Origin of the sequence: Acetobacter ascendens (genome assembly GCF_001766235.1) — a bacterium.
In the GTDB taxonomy this organism is placed as follows: Bacteria; Pseudomonadota; Alphaproteobacteria; order Acetobacterales; family Acetobacteraceae; genus Acetobacter; species Acetobacter ascendens.
On record NZ_CP015164.1, the window covers coordinates 1570278 to 1586318 of the forward strand.

At 54.3% G+C, this 16041-nt stretch carries 14 protein-coding genes and 1 other RNA gene; 12 read left to right on the plus strand and 3 right to left on the minus strand.

Annotated elements, in window-relative coordinates; all coding sequences use genetic code 11:
• Nucleotides 1-45 precede the first annotated feature (45 nt).
• Nucleotides 46-1173, plus strand: a complete 1128-nt coding sequence (gene proB, locus A4S02_RS07550) for a glutamate 5-kinase (RefSeq protein ID WP_070323402.1) — start codon at nt 46-48, stop codon at nt 1171-1173.
• A 5-nt stretch (nt 1174-1178) separates the two neighbouring features.
• Here proB and A4S02_RS07555 read toward each other — a convergent pair whose 3' ends face one another.
• Nucleotides 1179-1832 (minus strand): hypothetical protein, encoded by a 654-nt coding sequence (locus A4S02_RS07555; RefSeq protein ID WP_026019365.1) that lies wholly within the window; start codon nt 1830-1832, stop codon nt 1179-1181.
• Between the two features lie 23 nt (nt 1833-1855).
• Nucleotides 1856-2128: a DUF2312 domain-containing protein gene (locus tag A4S02_RS07560; protein ID WP_003623048.1), complete on the minus strand. Its 273-nt coding sequence runs from the start codon at nt 2126-2128 to the stop codon at nt 1856-1858.
• Nucleotides 2129-2223: 95 nt separating this feature from the next.
• On the opposite strand from A4S02_RS07560, the gene zwf reads away from it, so the two are divergent.
• Both zwf and A4S02_RS07570 read left to right on the plus strand, forming a co-directional pair.
• Complete coding sequence (gene zwf / locus A4S02_RS07565) at nt 2224-3858, plus strand: glucose-6-phosphate dehydrogenase (protein ID WP_082246786.1); 1635 nt, start codon at nt 2224-2226, stop codon at nt 3856-3858.
• Nucleotides 3855-4301, plus strand: coding sequence for a hypothetical protein (locus A4S02_RS07570; protein WP_003628480.1), 447 nt, complete (start codon nt 3855-3857; stop codon nt 4299-4301). Before zwf ends, A4S02_RS07570 begins: the two co-directional genes overlap by 4 nt.
• A gap of 15 nt (nt 4302-4316) precedes the next feature.
• Here A4S02_RS07570 and A4S02_RS07575 read toward each other — a convergent pair whose 3' ends face one another.
• Nucleotides 4317-5375: an alpha/beta hydrolase gene (locus A4S02_RS07575; protein WP_070323403.1), complete on the minus strand. Its 1059-nt coding sequence runs from the start codon at nt 5373-5375 to the stop codon at nt 4317-4319.
• Between the two features lie 60 nt (nt 5376-5435).
• Here A4S02_RS07575 and rnpB point away from each other — a divergent pair.
• The 9 genes from rnpB to murD all read left to right on the plus strand — a co-directional run bounded on the left by rnpB (nt 5436) and on the right by murD (nt 16040).
• Nucleotides 5436-5863: RNase P RNA component class A (gene rnpB / locus A4S02_RS07580), an RNA gene on the plus strand.
• Between the two features lie 288 nt (nt 5864-6151).
• On the plus strand, nt 6152-6637 hold the full coding sequence (mraZ, locus tag A4S02_RS07585; protein WP_070324215.1) for a division/cell wall cluster transcriptional repressor MraZ: 486 nt from the start codon (nt 6152-6154) through the stop codon (nt 6635-6637).
• Nucleotides 6634-7641, plus strand: coding sequence for a 16S rRNA (cytosine(1402)-N(4))-methyltransferase RsmH (rsmH, locus tag A4S02_RS07590; protein WP_070323404.1), 1008 nt, complete (start codon nt 6634-6636; stop codon nt 7639-7641). The genes mraZ and rsmH overlap by 4 nt, the downstream gene beginning before the upstream one ends.
• A 4-nt stretch (nt 7642-7645) precedes the next feature.
• Nucleotides 7646-8635, plus strand: coding sequence for a cell division protein FtsL (gene ftsL / locus A4S02_RS07595; RefSeq protein ID WP_070323405.1), 990 nt, complete (start codon nt 7646-7648; stop codon nt 8633-8635).
• Nucleotides 8636-8667: 32 nt separating this feature from the next.
• A complete protein-coding gene (locus A4S02_RS07600; RefSeq protein WP_070323406.1) occupies nt 8668-10686 on the plus strand; it encodes a peptidoglycan D,D-transpeptidase FtsI family protein in 2019 nt (672 codons plus the stop codon).
• Nucleotides 10683-12152 (plus strand): UDP-N-acetylmuramoyl-L-alanyl-D-glutamate--2,6-diaminopimelate ligase, encoded by a 1470-nt coding sequence (locus tag A4S02_RS07605; RefSeq protein WP_070323407.1) that lies wholly within the window; start codon nt 10683-10685, stop codon nt 12150-12152. The genes A4S02_RS07600 and A4S02_RS07605 overlap by 4 nt, the downstream gene beginning before the upstream one ends.
• On the plus strand, nt 12149-13534 hold the full coding sequence (locus tag A4S02_RS07610) for a UDP-N-acetylmuramoyl-tripeptide--D-alanyl-D-alanine ligase (protein ID WP_070323408.1): 1386 nt from the start codon (nt 12149-12151) through the stop codon (nt 13532-13534). Before A4S02_RS07605 ends, A4S02_RS07610 begins: the two co-directional genes overlap by 4 nt.
• Nucleotides 13534-14628 (plus strand): phospho-N-acetylmuramoyl-pentapeptide-transferase, encoded by a 1095-nt coding sequence (gene mraY / locus A4S02_RS07615; RefSeq protein WP_070323409.1) that lies wholly within the window; start codon nt 13534-13536, stop codon nt 14626-14628. The genes A4S02_RS07610 and mraY overlap by 1 nt, the downstream gene beginning before the upstream one ends.
• Complete coding sequence (gene murD / locus A4S02_RS07620) at nt 14625-16040, plus strand: UDP-N-acetylmuramoyl-L-alanine--D-glutamate ligase (protein WP_070323410.1); 1416 nt, start codon at nt 14625-14627, stop codon at nt 16038-16040. The genes mraY and murD overlap by 4 nt, the downstream gene beginning before the upstream one ends.
• Nucleotide 16041: the final 1 nt, after the last annotated feature.

Here is a 16041-nt window from a genome sequence, read left to right on the forward strand (position 1 = left end):
TGCCCACAGGCCCCTCAAGCCCCTTTGCTTTTACGGAACTGATCCATGACCGGATACACCAGCCCCTCCCTTACCAATGCCAAACGGCTTGTTGTTAAAATAGGTAGTGCGCTGGTGGTGGACCCAGAAAAACAGGCACCTCGTCAGGAATGGCTGGCCAGTGTGGCAGCAGATATTGCGTATCTGCGCAAACAGGGCACGGCTGTTACTGTTGTATCTTCTGGCGCTATTGCACTTGCCCGGCACACATTGGGGCTGGCTGGTGATGCGCTCCGCTTAGCAGAAAAGCAGGCGGCCGCGGCCGTAGGGCAGATCAGTCTGGCACAGGCATGGAGCAATGCTCTTTCGGCCCACGGCCTTGTTGCTGCCCAGCTTTTGCTCACCCCGGAAGATACAGAAGACCGCAAACGCTACCTGAATGCACGCGCAACGCTGAACACCCTACTAGAAATGGGGTGTGTTCCCGTTATTAACGAAAATGATACCGTTGCCACAGCCGAAATCCGTTTTGGCGATAATGACAGGCTTGCAGCCCGTGTTGCACAAATGACTGACTCAGATCAGCTTGTGCTGCTTTCTGATATTGATGGCCTCTACACGGCTGACCCACGCACAAACCCGGATGCACAGCATCTGCCCGTGATTGAAACCCTTACCCCAGAAATTGAAGCAATGGGGGGTGAGCCTCCTCCGGGCTATTCTTCTGGGGGTATGCGCACCAAACTGTTGGCCGCGGGCATTGCTACGCGCTCAGGCTGTGCCATGGCTATTGCCTTGGGCAAAACGCCCCACCCGCTCCGCTCTTTGTTGGAAGGCGGGCGCTGCTCATGGTTCCTGCCGCAAAATTGCGCCCATACGGCCCGCAAGCAATGGATTGCAGGCAGCCTGACACCAGCAGGTGAAATTATGGTGGATAATGGTGCCGTAACCGCATTGCAGCAAGGCAAATCTCTTTTGCCAGCAGGTGTGCTTGGGGTGAAGGGTGATTTCTCTCAGGGTGATCTGGTAGAAATTATCAATACGGATGGCATCGTGCTGGCACATGGGCTTGCCGCCTATGATGCAGATGATGCCCGACGTATTGCAGGCTACCGCTCCACTGAGCTTACAGATATTCTGGGGTGGCATGGGCGGGACGAGATCATCCATCGTGATGACCTCGTCATGATCTAAAACTTTTAATCGTTCGCCGGATTTTTTCTTGGCCAATTCAGCACAGGTTCCGCACGGCCAGTATGCTCATCAACACGCGGTATCCGAACAGATGGGTTAGGCGGTGGGGCCTCGTGTGAAAAATCAGGCCGATACGGTGGCTGGTTGGCATCTGGTGCACGCTGCCGGCGCAGTATTTCCGCTCCAGTTTCTGCTGGCGGGGCTTCTGGCTCATGCCACGGCATGCGGCGCACCACCGGCTTTTCCGGGTCTGGCGCAAGATGCGGTTTTGGTGGGGCTTCCTCTCGCGCTTCATACGCATCAGAAACCTTAGGTGTCCGCAGTTCGGGAAAAACGGGCACTGCACGAGGTGCCGCAGGAGGTTTTGCAACCTCCGGCGGACGCACCTCTTCCACCACCACGCCGGATGATGTTCTGCCGTTTCGCTCTGCTGCAACAGGCAGCGTAGGCTCCTGATACGCAGGAGCACCCCGCACAGCCTGCGCACGCAGCTCGGCCTGGATTTCTTCCAATTGGAGAGAAATCTCACCCAACCGCCCTTTTACCCCAAACACGGCAAAAGGCATCATCATGAAAGCAAGCCCGAATAACACGCCAAAAGCCAGAACCAAAAGCTGGCCCCAGACAGGCATCCAATCAGGAAAAGACAGAGACATCATGGGAAATAGACCCGACTAGCCTTTTACATACCCAATGCGCGACGGTAGATATCCAGCAGTGTTTCCTGCTCTTCCACTTCGGCCGGCTCCTGCTTACGCAGGCGGATGATCTGGCGAATAACCTTTACATCAAACCCGGCAGACTTTGCTTCTGTAAAGATATCCTTGATATCTCCCGCCAGAGCCTTGCGTTCTTCTTCCAAGCGTTCAACACGCTCAATAATGCTTCTCAGCCGATCTGCGGCAATACCGCCAACAGCTGCATCTTCATCCCCGGAAATGCGTTCGCCATCCATGCTTCGGCCTCCTAATTTATATACAAACACCCAACAGTGCGCAGGCAGAACCTGCTAACATTGCCAGATAGTGAAGCGCGGGCTTATCGCGCCACGTGTATGTGGTCAATGATGCAGCACATCAGAACCCCTTGCAAACACGCGGGCAGCCTTCCATAAGCACAGCACCTTGTTCTTGTTCTGGGCCTTTTGCCCGCAAACCACGACTTTTTTACGGCGGGCATCGCCCTCCGGCTGACCAGCGAGAACCCTGCATCATGGCTCTTGTGAACCGCACGGAACCTTTTGACTTTGTCATCTTTGGCGCGACAGGTGATCTGACACGCCGAAAGCTGATGCCTGCATTTTTGCGCCGCTTCCATGCTCGCGAATTTGATCAGGAAGCACGAATTATCTGCACGGCGAGGTCTGAACTCACCACCGAGCAGTTTCGGAATTTGTGCAGCGCCACCCTGCACGAATTTGCCCCTGACATTGCCAAAGACACAGAAACACTCAACCAGTTTCTGGGGCTTCTGACCTATGTGTATCTTGATGCCACGCAGGAAGGCCCCCATTGGCAGGAGCTTGGCGCTACGCTTTCCGATGCAGAGCGCACGCGGGTTTTCTATTTTGCTACGGCTCCGGCGCTGTATTCCGCCATTTGCGCAGGGCTTTCCCACCATAACCTGATTACGCAGCATACGCGGGTTGTGCTGGAAAAACCCATTGGCACAGATCTGCAATCTGCCAATGAGATCAATGAGGGTGTGGGCCGCTACTTCTCTGAAGACGCCATTTACCGGATTGACCACTATCTGGGTAAGGAAGGCGTGCAGAATATTCTGGCCCTACGCTTTGCCAACCCAGCACTGGAACAATTGTGGTCTTCCCAGGCCATCGCCCATGTGCAGATTACCGCAGCAGAAACAGTAGGTGTGGGAGACCGTGGGTCCTACTACGATAAATCTGGTGCGTTACGAGATATGGTGCAGAACCACCTTTTGCAGGTTCTGTGCATGGTAGCCATGGATGCCCCAGCCTCTCTGCGCGCGGATGATCTGCGGAATGAAAAGTTGAAAGTGCTCAACGCCCTCCGCCCCATGACACCCGATATGGTGCGCAAAAATGTTATCCGGGGGCAATACACGGCTGGCCACATAAAAGGGGAAGACGTTCCGGGCTATGTGGATGATCTGAAAACAGGCCGCCCCAGTGATACCGAAACATTTGTAGCCATTCGCACCAAAATTCGTACGGCCCGGTGGGGGGATACACCTTTTTACCTGCGCACAGGCAAACGGTTAGCTACCAAAACTACAGAAATTGTTATCCAATTCCGCCCGCAGGTCTGGCCGATTTTTACCAACATGCCCTCTCCTGGCCGGTTGGTTATCCGCATTGCCCCGCATGAAGAACTCTCACTTGTATTGGCAGCGCGAGACCCCGGTGCTGGTGGGTTCAGAGTGCGCAACGCCACGCTGCATATGTCTTACGAAAACGAATTTGCTGTGCAGTATCAGGATTCCTACGAGCGTTTGCTGCTGGATGCCGTGCGCGGAGACCCAGCCCTTTTCATCCGGCGTGATGAAGTTGAAGCCTCATGGAAATGGGTAGAACCTATTCTGGATTCCTGGCGCTATGCCCTTACGCCGCTAGAACCCTACCCTGCCGGAAGCTGGGGCCCTGCAACCACTCGTGCGCTTCTGGCACGTGATGGTGCTCTTTGGCACGAAGATATGCTAACATGAACACATCCTCCCCTAAAATGACTGGTCGCGGGCCATTTGCAAAGCGCACCCTGCGCCAACACATTCTGCGCCGGCTGGCAATTGTTTTGCCTCTTTCCCTTATGATGATCCTGCTGGCCAAAACCGGCACGCTGGATCGGCTGGTGGATTCCTATACGTTCAAACCCGCAAGCTGGTTTGATGATACAGCCTTAGTGCGCCACCTACGCCTGAAGGTCACCCATAACGGCATGACGCATGATCGGCCAGATTGCCTACTGTTTGTGGTGAACGGAAACGATGCCCCCACAGCATCGCGCATTGATGTTATGGAAAAGCATTCCGGCACCTGCCCCGGCCCGAAAGATGACTTGCCTAAACTGTTCACTTTGCGAGTGGATAGGCTGAATCGGCTTGTTTATTCGGATCAGGGGTCACCGGGGGTTTTTCATCCCATTCCGTAATGTGCTTGACCGGCCTTACCCGGCAAAGGCTTTCTTCAGCACCTTGCCACCAAACCGCAAGGCCGCCTTGCCATGCGGCATAAAGGCGTAAAAGTTCAGGAACGCATGTAGCGCACCGGGGTAACAGCGGTATATTACCTCAACCCCTGCCAGCTCCAACGCCTGCGCATAGGCTGTGCCTTCATCACGCATGGGGTCACATTGCGCCGTAATAATAACGGCTGGAGGCAAACCTTGCAGATCCGGGTTTAAGCCCGGTGCAAAACGTGGGTGCAGCCAGTGTTCAGGCTTTTGAATATACTGATCTCCATACCACTGCATTGATTTGCGAGAGAGAAAATAGCCTTTCTCATAAGTGCAATGAGATGGAAAAAGCTTCTCTCCATACAGAGAAGGATAATACAGCAACTGCATAACAGGTTGGGGCCCCAGCCCCCCGCGCCCATCCTGCGCCAGAACAGCAGCTAAATTTCCGCCCGCACTGTCTCCCGCAACGGCAACCTTGCCCCCCCAATATCGGGCAGAAGCACCAGCCAGCCATTGCAGGGCGACCTGACTGTCATCAATAGCAGCGGGGAAAGGATGTTCTGGGGCCAAGCGATAATCAGGCAATAATACCGCAGCGCCAGAAGCTCGCGCCAAACGGCAGCATATCCCGTAATGGGAATTCAGCCCGCAGTGTACAAACCCGCCCCCATGCAAATACAGCAAAGCGCCCCTTACCCGCCCATAAGGAATAAAAAGACGCGCCCGCATCGGCCCCGCAGCACCGGGTATAGATAAAGTGACCACCCTTCTTATCGGCACAGATGAAAGGCGTAGCGGAAAAGATGGGGTATCCATCGCCTTGCGCAACCGCACAAGAAACGCAGCCATTTCCTGGGCTGCGTTGTGAGGCCTGCCTGTTTCAGACTCATCTGCGCCCGCATGCTTCCGCTTAAGCTGCTCCTGCCACCTGATACAGCGCAGCAAAAGCCGAGATGGAAGATTGGGCCGTGCAGGAACGGAGTTTTGAGGCACATCAGAAAAATCAGACATAGCTACCTGATTACCGGCAATTTTCTGCATCGTCATGCCTTCATAACATCAGTTGCGGCTTGACCTGAACGCAAGCCCGACGCAGGGTGCGCTCCGTCAGGTGGTTGGGCGGTCGCTGTCCTGCTCTTTAACGGGCAGGAGAGAGGAAAGTCCGGGCTCCACGGAAGAACGGTGCCGGCTAACGGCCGGCGAGGGTAACCTTAGGGAAAGTGCCACAGAAAACAGACCGCCTTCCGGGTCTGGCTTTGTAAAATCCTTATGGGATTTTATGGGACAGGCTGAAGGTAAGGGTGAAACGGTGCGGTAAGAGCGCACCGCTCCGCTGGTAACAGAGGAGGCACGGTAAACCCCACCGGGAGCAAAACCGAATAGGAACGGCAGAAACTCTTGTGGTTTCGGGGGTTCTTCCGCCCTGCCGTTCGGGTTGGTTGCGAGAGGCATGTTGCAAAACATGCCCTAGACGAATGACCGTCCAGCCTCTTTACGGAGGTGGACAGAACCCGGCTTACAGACCACCTGACACTCTCTTTCTCCTCAATCTGCTCTGTTTTTACACCAAAAATAGAACATAAAAAGAACAGAAAACGGCAATCTTTTGTTTGCTGCCACAAAATCAATACATTCGTGTCAGAAATCTTTTCTGCATGAATACTTAAATAATGGCGGTTTTCTGCTGTTTTTTCTGTCATTTTAATTTGCGTCCCATAACATCCCATGCTATCCCATACCAGACCACAAGTGTGGTGAAGGCGGTTCTGTTCCCCGCTGAATTGCGAACGGAAAGGCTGTTTCTGCAAAGGCTTCTGACGTACGTGGGCGTATTTCTCGGCACGCATGAAAATCGATTCGACGCCAAGGGGCGCATTTCGATTCCAGCCGGGTTCCGTTCAGTGCTCAAAACGCAGCAGACGGAAGGTGACGCGCTGATGATTCTTCGCCCCTCCCATACCCTGCCATGTGTTGAGGCATGGCCTGCCGTGGCTTTTGCACGCCTGACCGAACCGTTGGATCGGCTGGACATGTTTTCTGATGAGCATGATGATCTGGCCGCCGCCCTGTATGCCGATGCTTACCCCATAGACCCCGATCGTGAAGGCCGCATTATTTTACCCGATTTTTTACGTGAACATGCCGGGCTGACAAAAAACCCCACGGCTGCCTTTATGGGTGTTGGTCGTGTTTTTCAGATTTGGGAGCCTCAGGCCGCGCAACAGCGCCGGGCAGAAGCACGCCAGCGTTCACGCCGTGTAAGTATTCCGGCCGCAAGTGGAGCAGATTCAAAAGGGCGTAATGCATGAACGCTCTTTCTTCCTTTACGCACCCTGAAACAGCTCAGGGCCACATTCCGGTTATGCTAGCAGAGGTTCTGGAATATCTTCATCCCGCAGATGGTAAGCGTATTCTGGATTGTACTTTTGGTGGAGGCGGCTACAGTTCCGCCATTCTAAAAAGTGCTGATTGCAACGTATGGGGTATTGACCGTGACCCGGATGCCATTGCGCGTGGGCTGGTATTAAGCCGTACATTCCCTGCTGCAAATGGCGGTTCTCGCCTTCATATGCTGCAAGGCAGCTTTGGCAATATGCAGGATCTGGCAAGTGCAGCAAGCATCTCCACGTTTGATGGTATTGTGCTGGATCTGGGCGTGTCCTCTTTCCAGTTGGATGAAGCTGATCGTGGGTTTTCCTTCCGTATGGAAGGCCCGCTGGATATGCGCATGGAAAAATCCGGGCCATCCGCAGCAGATATCGTCAACAAGGCACCTGAAGCAGAGCTGGCAGATATTTTCCATTTCTATGGAGAAGAGCGTCATGCACGCCGTCTTGCCCGCGCGGTTGTAAATGCCCGTTCGGAAACGCCTTTCGAAACCACTACGCAGCTGGCTAATCTTGTGCGATCTGTTATTCCCAAAGATCGTTCCGGCATAGATTCCGCTACACGTGCCTTTCAGGGGCTGCGCATTGCGGTAAACGATGAGCTGGGCGAAATTGAGCGCGGGTTGGAGCAGGCACTGGATATGCTGGCCCCGGGCGGGCGGCTTGTTGTTGTTTCCTTCCATTCACTGGAAGATCGTATCGCCAAGCGTATGGTGCAGCATGCCACGGGTAAGGATAATAGCTTTTCACGCTATGACCCCCGTGCAGCAGGAACCCCCGCGCCAGAAGCGGGCTTTGTAGCCCTTACGCACAAAGCCCGACGGCCCAGCGATACTGAATGTAGCCATAATCCTCGCGCCAGAAGTGCACGGCTGCGCGCTGTCATGAAACGTGCATCAACCCCTGCTTCCGTAAAAAAGGGCTAAGTCCATGATACCCCGTCCATTTACATGCTGCTGTGCGGTTCTGGCGATTGCATCTGGCTTTTTCCTTTACACAAAGAAACATCAGACCACCCTTCTTGATCAGCAGATTTCTCAGATCGTGAAGGAAACGGAGCACGTTCGCACACAAACATCTATCCTACGCACGGAATGGGCTCTGGAAAACCAGCCAGAACGCCTTGCCCAGCTTGTGGCGCGGCATGAGGCCGGGTTGCAGACCATGAACCCTACGCAGTTTGTGCGTATGACTGATTTGGAAAGCCACCTGCCTGCGGTTGCAAAAGATGCCTTGCCACCTGCACCGGCACTGGTGGCAGATAAATCAACCAGCATTGCGCCCCCTCCGGTTATTGCGCCACCAGCGCATGCACCGGCTGTTGTGGCTGATGCACGCCCTACTCACGTAACGCCGCCAGCAGTTATTCATCCAGCGCGCCCTGTAACAGCGCCAACTGTTGTGGCTGACGTGCCGCGTATTGCAGCGGAACCTGCCCCTCACCCACGTGCAACATCAGTGGCTGATGCGGCACCTGTTTTGCGCGCACCTATTGTGCATCATGATCGCCCGCACACTGCGCCTGAATCTGCCGTTGCTCCGGTCCGTGTTGCTCAGGTGGCTGATCCTGTAGCATCTGCGCACCCTGTGCATCATCTGGCTGCAGAAACACCACGCCCACAGGTTGTTGCCTCCACCAACGTGGATGATGATGCGCCTGTAGCCCCGGTTCGCCATAGCCTTACACGTGTGGCATCTCCGGCTATTCGGCATGTTGCACAGGCTTCAGATGATGATACAGCGCCAATCCGGCATCCGCTTCCGGTTGCGGCCGCTAGTTGGCATGCCACGCGCCCGCATCGCGCATCATCTACGCCTTCCAGCTATATGGAAGCACGCGCTACTTCCAGTTATAGCAGCGGCTCTTTGCTCAGCCGTAGTGGTGATGCGCTGCCGGCTCCTGTTCCGGTTGCCAACTGATTTTTTGTGGTTAAAGGCCTTTCTGACCTGGCATGTCTGTCTCCCCCAATGACCCCGACTCAACGCGCACAGTAGGTGTTACGGGGGACGATTTGCGCGCCCGCGCACATCGGGACCAAATGCATGTAAGGCTTTTGGGCGTTGCTGGCGGTTTTTGCCTGATTTTTGCTGTTGTCGCCATCAAACTCAGCATTGCGACAGTCATTCACCCCATGGCGCCGGAAAAGCGGCAGATTGCGCCGCAGATTCCCGAAATTCCTAAAATTGATCCTAAGGGCAGCCTTGCTGGGGATTTCTCTCTACCGCAAGTGCATCGCGCTTCCATTGTAGATCGCAATGGTCAGACACTGGCACTTTCCCTGCCTGTTGCGCAGGTTTATGCCAATCCGCAAGAACTGATTGACCCCAAGGATGTTGCGCACAAGCTAAAAGCTATCCTTAAGGATATGGATGAGCAGGAAACTGCCGATCGCCTTTCCCGCCCCAAACAATTTGTTTACATCGCGCGCAATATTTCCCCCCAGCAGGAACTGGCCATCAATAATCTTGGCATTCCGGGTATCTATTTTGAACCGGGTGAAAGACGGCATTATCCGCTAGGCCGCATGGCCGCCCAGATTATGGGTACTGTTGATATTGACGATCACGGCGTGGCCGGGATTGAAAAATACTTCGATAAGCGCCTGCTTTCTGACCATCGTCCTCTTCATCTGTCATTGGATATTCGTGTTCAGTCTGCTGTGCGTGAAGAAGTGGCTAATGCTATGCAGACATTTCAGGCGATTGGGGCATGCGGCATTGTAATGGATGTGCGCACAGGCGAAATTATTGCCATGGTCAGCCTGCCTGACTTTGATGCCAATAATTTTGCCCACGCCACCAATGATGAACGTTTTAACCGTGCTGTTACCGGTTTGTACGAACCCGGTTCCACCTTTAAACTGCAAACAACGGCTATGGGGCTGGAAACAGGTACCATCCATATTTGGGACCGGTTTTCATCTGTGCCTTTGCATATCGGGCGCTTCACCATCCGCGATATGAAGAATGATCATTTCTCTCCGTGGCTAACGCTGCCCGAAGTGATGGCTTATTCCTCCAACCCGGCAGCCGCACATATTGCATTGGATGTTGGCGGCAAAAAGCAGTCCGAATGGCTGCGTTCCATGGGTTTTTTCTCCCCCGTTCCGGTTGAGCTGCCAGAAGCTGCACGCCCGTTGGTGCCACACCAATGGGGTATTGCCACAGTTATGACAGTTGGGTTTGGGCATGGTGTGGCTGAACCCCCATTGGCCATTGTGCGTGGCACAGCGGCTACGGTTAATGGTGGCATTCTGGTAACGCCTACCTTGCTGGATAAGGAAGATCCGGCCAATGCCACTGCCAGCGCGCCGGGCATAAGCCCACAATTTGCCAGTGGCATTCAAAACGCAGCGCTTGAGCAAAGCGTAGAAGATGATACTCAAAGCAACGCGGCAGATGCCCCAGTTACGCCCGCAGGCCCACGTATTCTTTCCGAAAAAGTATCCAGCCTTCTACGCCGCCTTCTGCGGCTGGACGTTACCCACGGCACAGGGCGCACAGCAGAATCTCCGGGGTATTTTGTGGGTGGTAAAACCGGCACGGCAGAAAAAATTGGCCCACATGGCGGCTACCTGAAGCACGTGAACATCTCAGCTTTTACAGGCATCTTCCCCATGAACGCACCGCATTATGCCGTGTATGTCATGCTGGATAGCCCCAAACCCACACCTCAAACCCACGGCTGGACAACTGCTGGCTGGAACGCAGCACCTACTGTTTCCAAAATTGTTTCACGCATTGGCCCCATGCTCCAGATTTTCCCGGATACAGAGCATGCTGAGCAGATTGATGCGCAAATGGCCCTGCCCCTGCATCCTGCAGTGCCGCGGGGCGTAAGACCGCTTGGGCCGGGGAATGATCCGGGTGATCCGCGCAAAGCAGAAGCCGAGCACAAGGCAGAAAAAGAAGCGCTTAAACGCGCAATGGCAGAACGCAAAAAAGCAGCCGCTGAGGTTATGGACGAATGAGCCTTCCTCTTTCCGCCCTTCTTGCATTTGCAGGGCTTCCAAACCTACCCGAAAACCCTGATATTTCCTCCATTACGGCGGATAGTCGGCAGGTAAAACCGGGTACGCTTTTTGCCGCTTTGCCGGGCGTTAAAGCCGACGGTCGGGCCTTTATTGCAACAGCCGTGCAAAATGGTGCTGCGGCAGTTCTGGCACCAGCAGATACGCAGTGGCCAACAGGAGTGCCCACCTGCCCACTTATTCTGGCCCCAAATCCGCGCCACGCACTGGCACTTATGGCGGCTGTTCTGGCTGGGCCTCAGCCGCAGCATCTGGTGGCAATTACTGGCACAAATGGCAAAACCAGCACTGCGGATTTTCTGCGCCAAATCTGGGCATTACAGGGGTTTAAAGCCGCTGCCATTGGCACGCTTGGCCTTACTGGAGCGGAAGATACTCTCATCTCCCTCCCTGCGCTTACAACGCCAGATCCGGTCGCTCTTGCCAATGGGTTGGCTGCACTCACCCAAGCTGGGTTTAACCATGTTGCACTGGAAGCCTCGTCCCACGGGCTGGAACAAGGGCGGCTAGATGGTTTGCACCTTGCCGCCGCTGGTTTTACCAATCTAACGCGGGATCATCTGGATTATCATCTGACCATAGAGGCCTATCGCACAGCCAAATTGAAGCTGTTTGATACTCTTTTGCCGGAACATGCCATCGCCGCCGCCAATGCTGATATGGATGCGCAAACACTCCAAGCCCTCCGCACCATTGCTGCCCGCCGGAACCTACGGCTACGGCTGGTTGGTGAACGGGGCACAACATTACGCCTTGTAGCACACAACGCTCTTCCTGCTGGGCAGGAACTGACCATTGAACACAATGGCCACGTCAGCACAGTTTTACTCCCTATTCCGGGACGCTTTCAGGCAGATAACGTTTTACTGGCTGTAGCTCTAGCTGCGCAGGATGATACCGAAATTACAAGTATCCTGCCCCATCTCCCTCACCTCAAAGGGGTTCGGGGGCGGCTGGAACGTGCAACAATTCTGCCCAACGGGGCCTGCGCATATGTAGATTACGCCCATACACCAGATGCGCTAGCACGGCTTCTGGCTTCTTTGCGCCCCCACGCACGCGGCAAGTTGGTTGTTGTTCTGGGCGCAGGGGGTGATCGTGATAGTGGCAAGCGCCCTCTTATGGGTCAGGAAGCCATTAAAGGTGCGGATATTGCCATTATTACAGATGACAACCCGCGCACAGAAAATCCCGCATCTATTCGTGCAGAGATAAAAGCCGGCGCCCCGCAAGCGCTGGAAATTGCAGACAGAAAACAAGCAATAGCAGAAGCTCTTTCCATGCTTAAAGCAGACGATGTACTGGTTGTGGCCGGCAAAGGCCACGAACAGGGGCAAATTATAGGCAATACCATTTTACCGTTTGATGATGCCGCCGTGTTGCGCACACTGGCGGGCCATCCATGAGCCTTTTGTGGACGCGTGAAGAGCTGGAAATCGCAACAGGTGGAACGTTTTTAGGAAATACCTCTGTTTCTGTTACCGGTATTTCCATTGATACGCGCACTCTCGCCCCCGGAGATCTGTTTATTGCCCTAAAAGGCGATAACAGCGATGGACACACACATATTGCCACAGCGCTTGAAAAAGGTGCTGCGGCTGTTCTGGCTCATTCAGCCGAAGGGATAACAGACCCGCGTATTCTGTTGGTACCAGATACCATGCGGGGCCTTCAAAAGCTGGCGCAGGCCGCACGGGCACGTTTTAAGGGCAAAGTTGTCGCCATAACAGGTAGCGTGGGTAAAACCACCACCAAGGAAATGCTGCGCCTTTGCTTAGCGCCTTCTGGTCTTACACATGCGGCAGAGGCTTCCTACAACAACCATTGGGGGGTGCCACTTACACTTGCACGCCTACCGCGAGAAGCTGCTTTCTGTATTAGTGAAATTGGTATGAACCATCCGGGAGAAATCCTTCCGCTTGCTAAAATGGTACAGCCGGATGTGGCCGTTATTACCACTATTGGTTCAGCGCATCTGGGCCATATGGGCAGCTTGGATGCTATTGCGGAAGAAAAATCTTCTATCATTACCGCACTTCCCAAAGGCGGGATTGCCATTGTGCCGGATGATGCGCACGGCAGGCAGTTTTTTACTGCTGCAGGAAAAAAAACACAGGCTATTTTATGGCCCTGTGGTGCGAACCCTCAAAGCACAGCACATCTGGCACATTTGCAAACTGGCTCTGATGGCTCACGCTTTGATGTTTCTATTCAGGGCAAAACGTTTAACGTCCACCTTCCAGCCCCCGGCACACATCTGGCCCGCAATGCTGTTGCAGCACTGGCAGCCTGTGCCGCTCTTGGCGCAGATGTTGCTAAAGCTGCGGCCGCACTGGCAGATTTTCGCCCCGGTAAAGGCCGTGGTGCCCTCATCCAAGTTGCTGGTGGAACCATTACTCTGCTGGATGAAAGTTATAATGCCTCGGCAGCTTCCATCCGGGCTGCATTGGATGTTCTGCGTCATATCCCTGCCACGCGCCGCATTGCCGTTCTGGGCGATATGCGTGAGCTAGGTGAATTCTCCATTTCCGAACATCAGGCACTTGCTGCCCCGGCTGCCAGTGCTGCTGACCTCGTTTTTTGCTGCGGATCTTACATGAAAACCCTTTTTGATGCCCTTCCGCCCTCCAAGCAGGGTGCATGGGCAGAAAGTGCTGCCTTACTTGCTCCTCATGTCTGCGCGGCTTTGCGCAAGGGGGACGCTGTATTGGTGAAAGGCAGTTTAGGGAGCCGCATGCGAGACATTATTGCAGCACTAAACGCACTTCCCGCAGTGGAGTGTGCCTAATGCTATATATGCTGATTTCTCACGCTGCGCATGATGGGCACATCACGATCCTGAACTTGCTGCGTTACATTACGTTCCGCGCAGGCTGTGCGTGTATGACCGCCTTGGGCATCAGCCTGCTTCTGGGCCGCCCGCTTATTAGAATGCTGCGCCGTATCCAGCGAGAAGGTCAACCCATTCGCGCTGTTGGCCCTGAACGCCATATTCTGGAAAAAACTGGCACGCCAACAATGGGCGGTGTGTTGATTTTGATTTCTCTGGTGATCTCCATGCTGATTTGGGGAGATCTGGAAAACGGATTTGTGTGGGCTGTTATGCTCACCACTCTGGGTTTTGGCGCCATTGGGTTTGCAGATGATTACCGCAAACTGGCACGCCGCAACACAGATGGCCTTTCCAAACGCGCCAGACTTGGCGGGGAGTTTGGTATTTCGCTTATTTGCGGGTTATGGCTGCAATATCTCATGCCACCAGAACTGGCAAACCATCTGGCTTTCCCGTTTGTAAAAGATCTTTTGTTGCCACTAGGTATTCTTTACCCCGTATTCGCCATGATCGTGATTACCGGCTTTGGCAATGCGGTCAATTTTACAGATGGGCTGGATGGGCTGGCTATCGGGCCTGTTATTGTGGCCTCTTTGGTGTTTGCCATTCTCTCCTATCTGGTTGGCAACCATGTTTTTGCAGATTACCTGCAAATCCACGCCGTGCCCGGCACGGGGGAACTGGCTGTATTCTGCGCTGCCCTTGTTGGTGCTGGCCTTGGGTTTTTGTGGTTTAACGCCCCTCCGGCCTCGGTATTTATGGGGGATACGGGCTCCCTTTCCCTTGGTGGGGCGCTGGGTTCTCTGGCCGTTGCCATCAAGCATGAACTGGTGCTGTGCATTGTGGGCGGCCTGTTTGTGGCAGAAACACTTTCTGTCGTCATTCAGGTATTTTGGTACAAACGCACAGGCCGTCGTGTGTTTCTTATGGCCCCGTTCCACCACCATTTTGAGAAAAAAGGGTGGGCAGAACCCAAGATTGTTATCCGGTTCTGGATTGTTTCCATTGTTCTGGGGCTGTGTGGTCTGGCCACACTGAAACTAAGATGAACGGCTTTTCACCCTCCCTGTTTTCCGGGCAGCACTTTGCTGTTTTCGGCCTTGGCAAAAATGGCCTGCCAACCGTGCTTATGCTGGCAAGCACAGGTGCCACCGTGCAGGTATGGGATGATGGTGAGGCCGGACGCAAAGGGCTGGCAGACGCACTTTCCACCCTTGCGCCTGATGTTGCAGCACGTATTACGTGCAAGCCGTTTGAAAACTTGAACGGGTTTGAAGCGCTTATTCTTTCCCCCGGTATTCCGCACGTTTTACCCAAGCCTCACTCTATCGCCCTTATGGCCAAGGCAGCGGGTATTCCCATTTTTTCCGATGCCGAATTGCTTTATCGGGCTGTGCGTAAATCTGGCAGCAAAGCCCGTTTTGTAGGCATTACAGGCACCAACGGCAAATCCACCACTACCACTCTGCTGGCCCATATTCTGGCAGAAGCCAAACTGCCCGTAGCTGCTGGTGGCAACCTTGGGCCAGCCGCACTGGCCCTGCCTTTGCTGCCAGATAACGGCGTATATGTGCTGGAAATGTCATCCTACATGTTGGAACGGCTGGATACCCTGCGCTTTGATGCCGCTTGTTTGCTGAACCTGACACCAGATCACCTAGACCGTCATGCCGGTATGGATGGCTATGCCCAAGCCAAACAACGTGTGTTCACCGGCCAAACAAACAAGGATCTGGCCGTAATTGGTATGGATGATGCATGGTGCCGCGCCATTGCCGCCGAACTGGAACATGGCCCTGCCAAATGTGAGACCATTTCCGGCACCAACCCTGCCTGTTCTTATTACGGCAAGGATGGTGCCATATGGCACCACAACACACGCATAGCGCAAACCGGGCCTAGCCTTCCCGGCACGCATAATGCAGAAAATGCTGCTGCCGTTATTGCCATAGCGCGTTTTCTGGGTGTGCCAGATGCAACCATTGCACAAGCCGTGGTCTCTTTTCCCGGCCTACCGCATCGGCAAAAGCTTGTAGCTTCCTGCAACGGGGTAGATTTTGTGGATGACAGCAAAGCTACAAATGCAGATGCAGCCTCTCGCGCCTTGGGGTATTATGAAAAACTGGTGTGGATTGCAGGCGGCACGGCAAAAGAAGGCGGCATTGCCTCTCTCACGCCCTATTTCCCGCATATTGCACATACATTCCTGATCGGGCGGGATGCGCCGCAACTGGCCCAAACACTAAAAGAACACAACGTGCCTTTTACAATGGCAGAAACACTGGAAAACGCCGTGCCTGCGGCTTATACGGAAGCACACCTTACGCATACGCCTGTTGTGTTGCTTTCACCCGCCTGTGCCAGCTTTGATCAGTTTTCTGGGTTTGAGGCACGTGGCCTGCGCTTTCAGGAACTGGCGGATGAGGTTTGCGCCCGGCATGCGGGCATGACAGAGCAGTGAG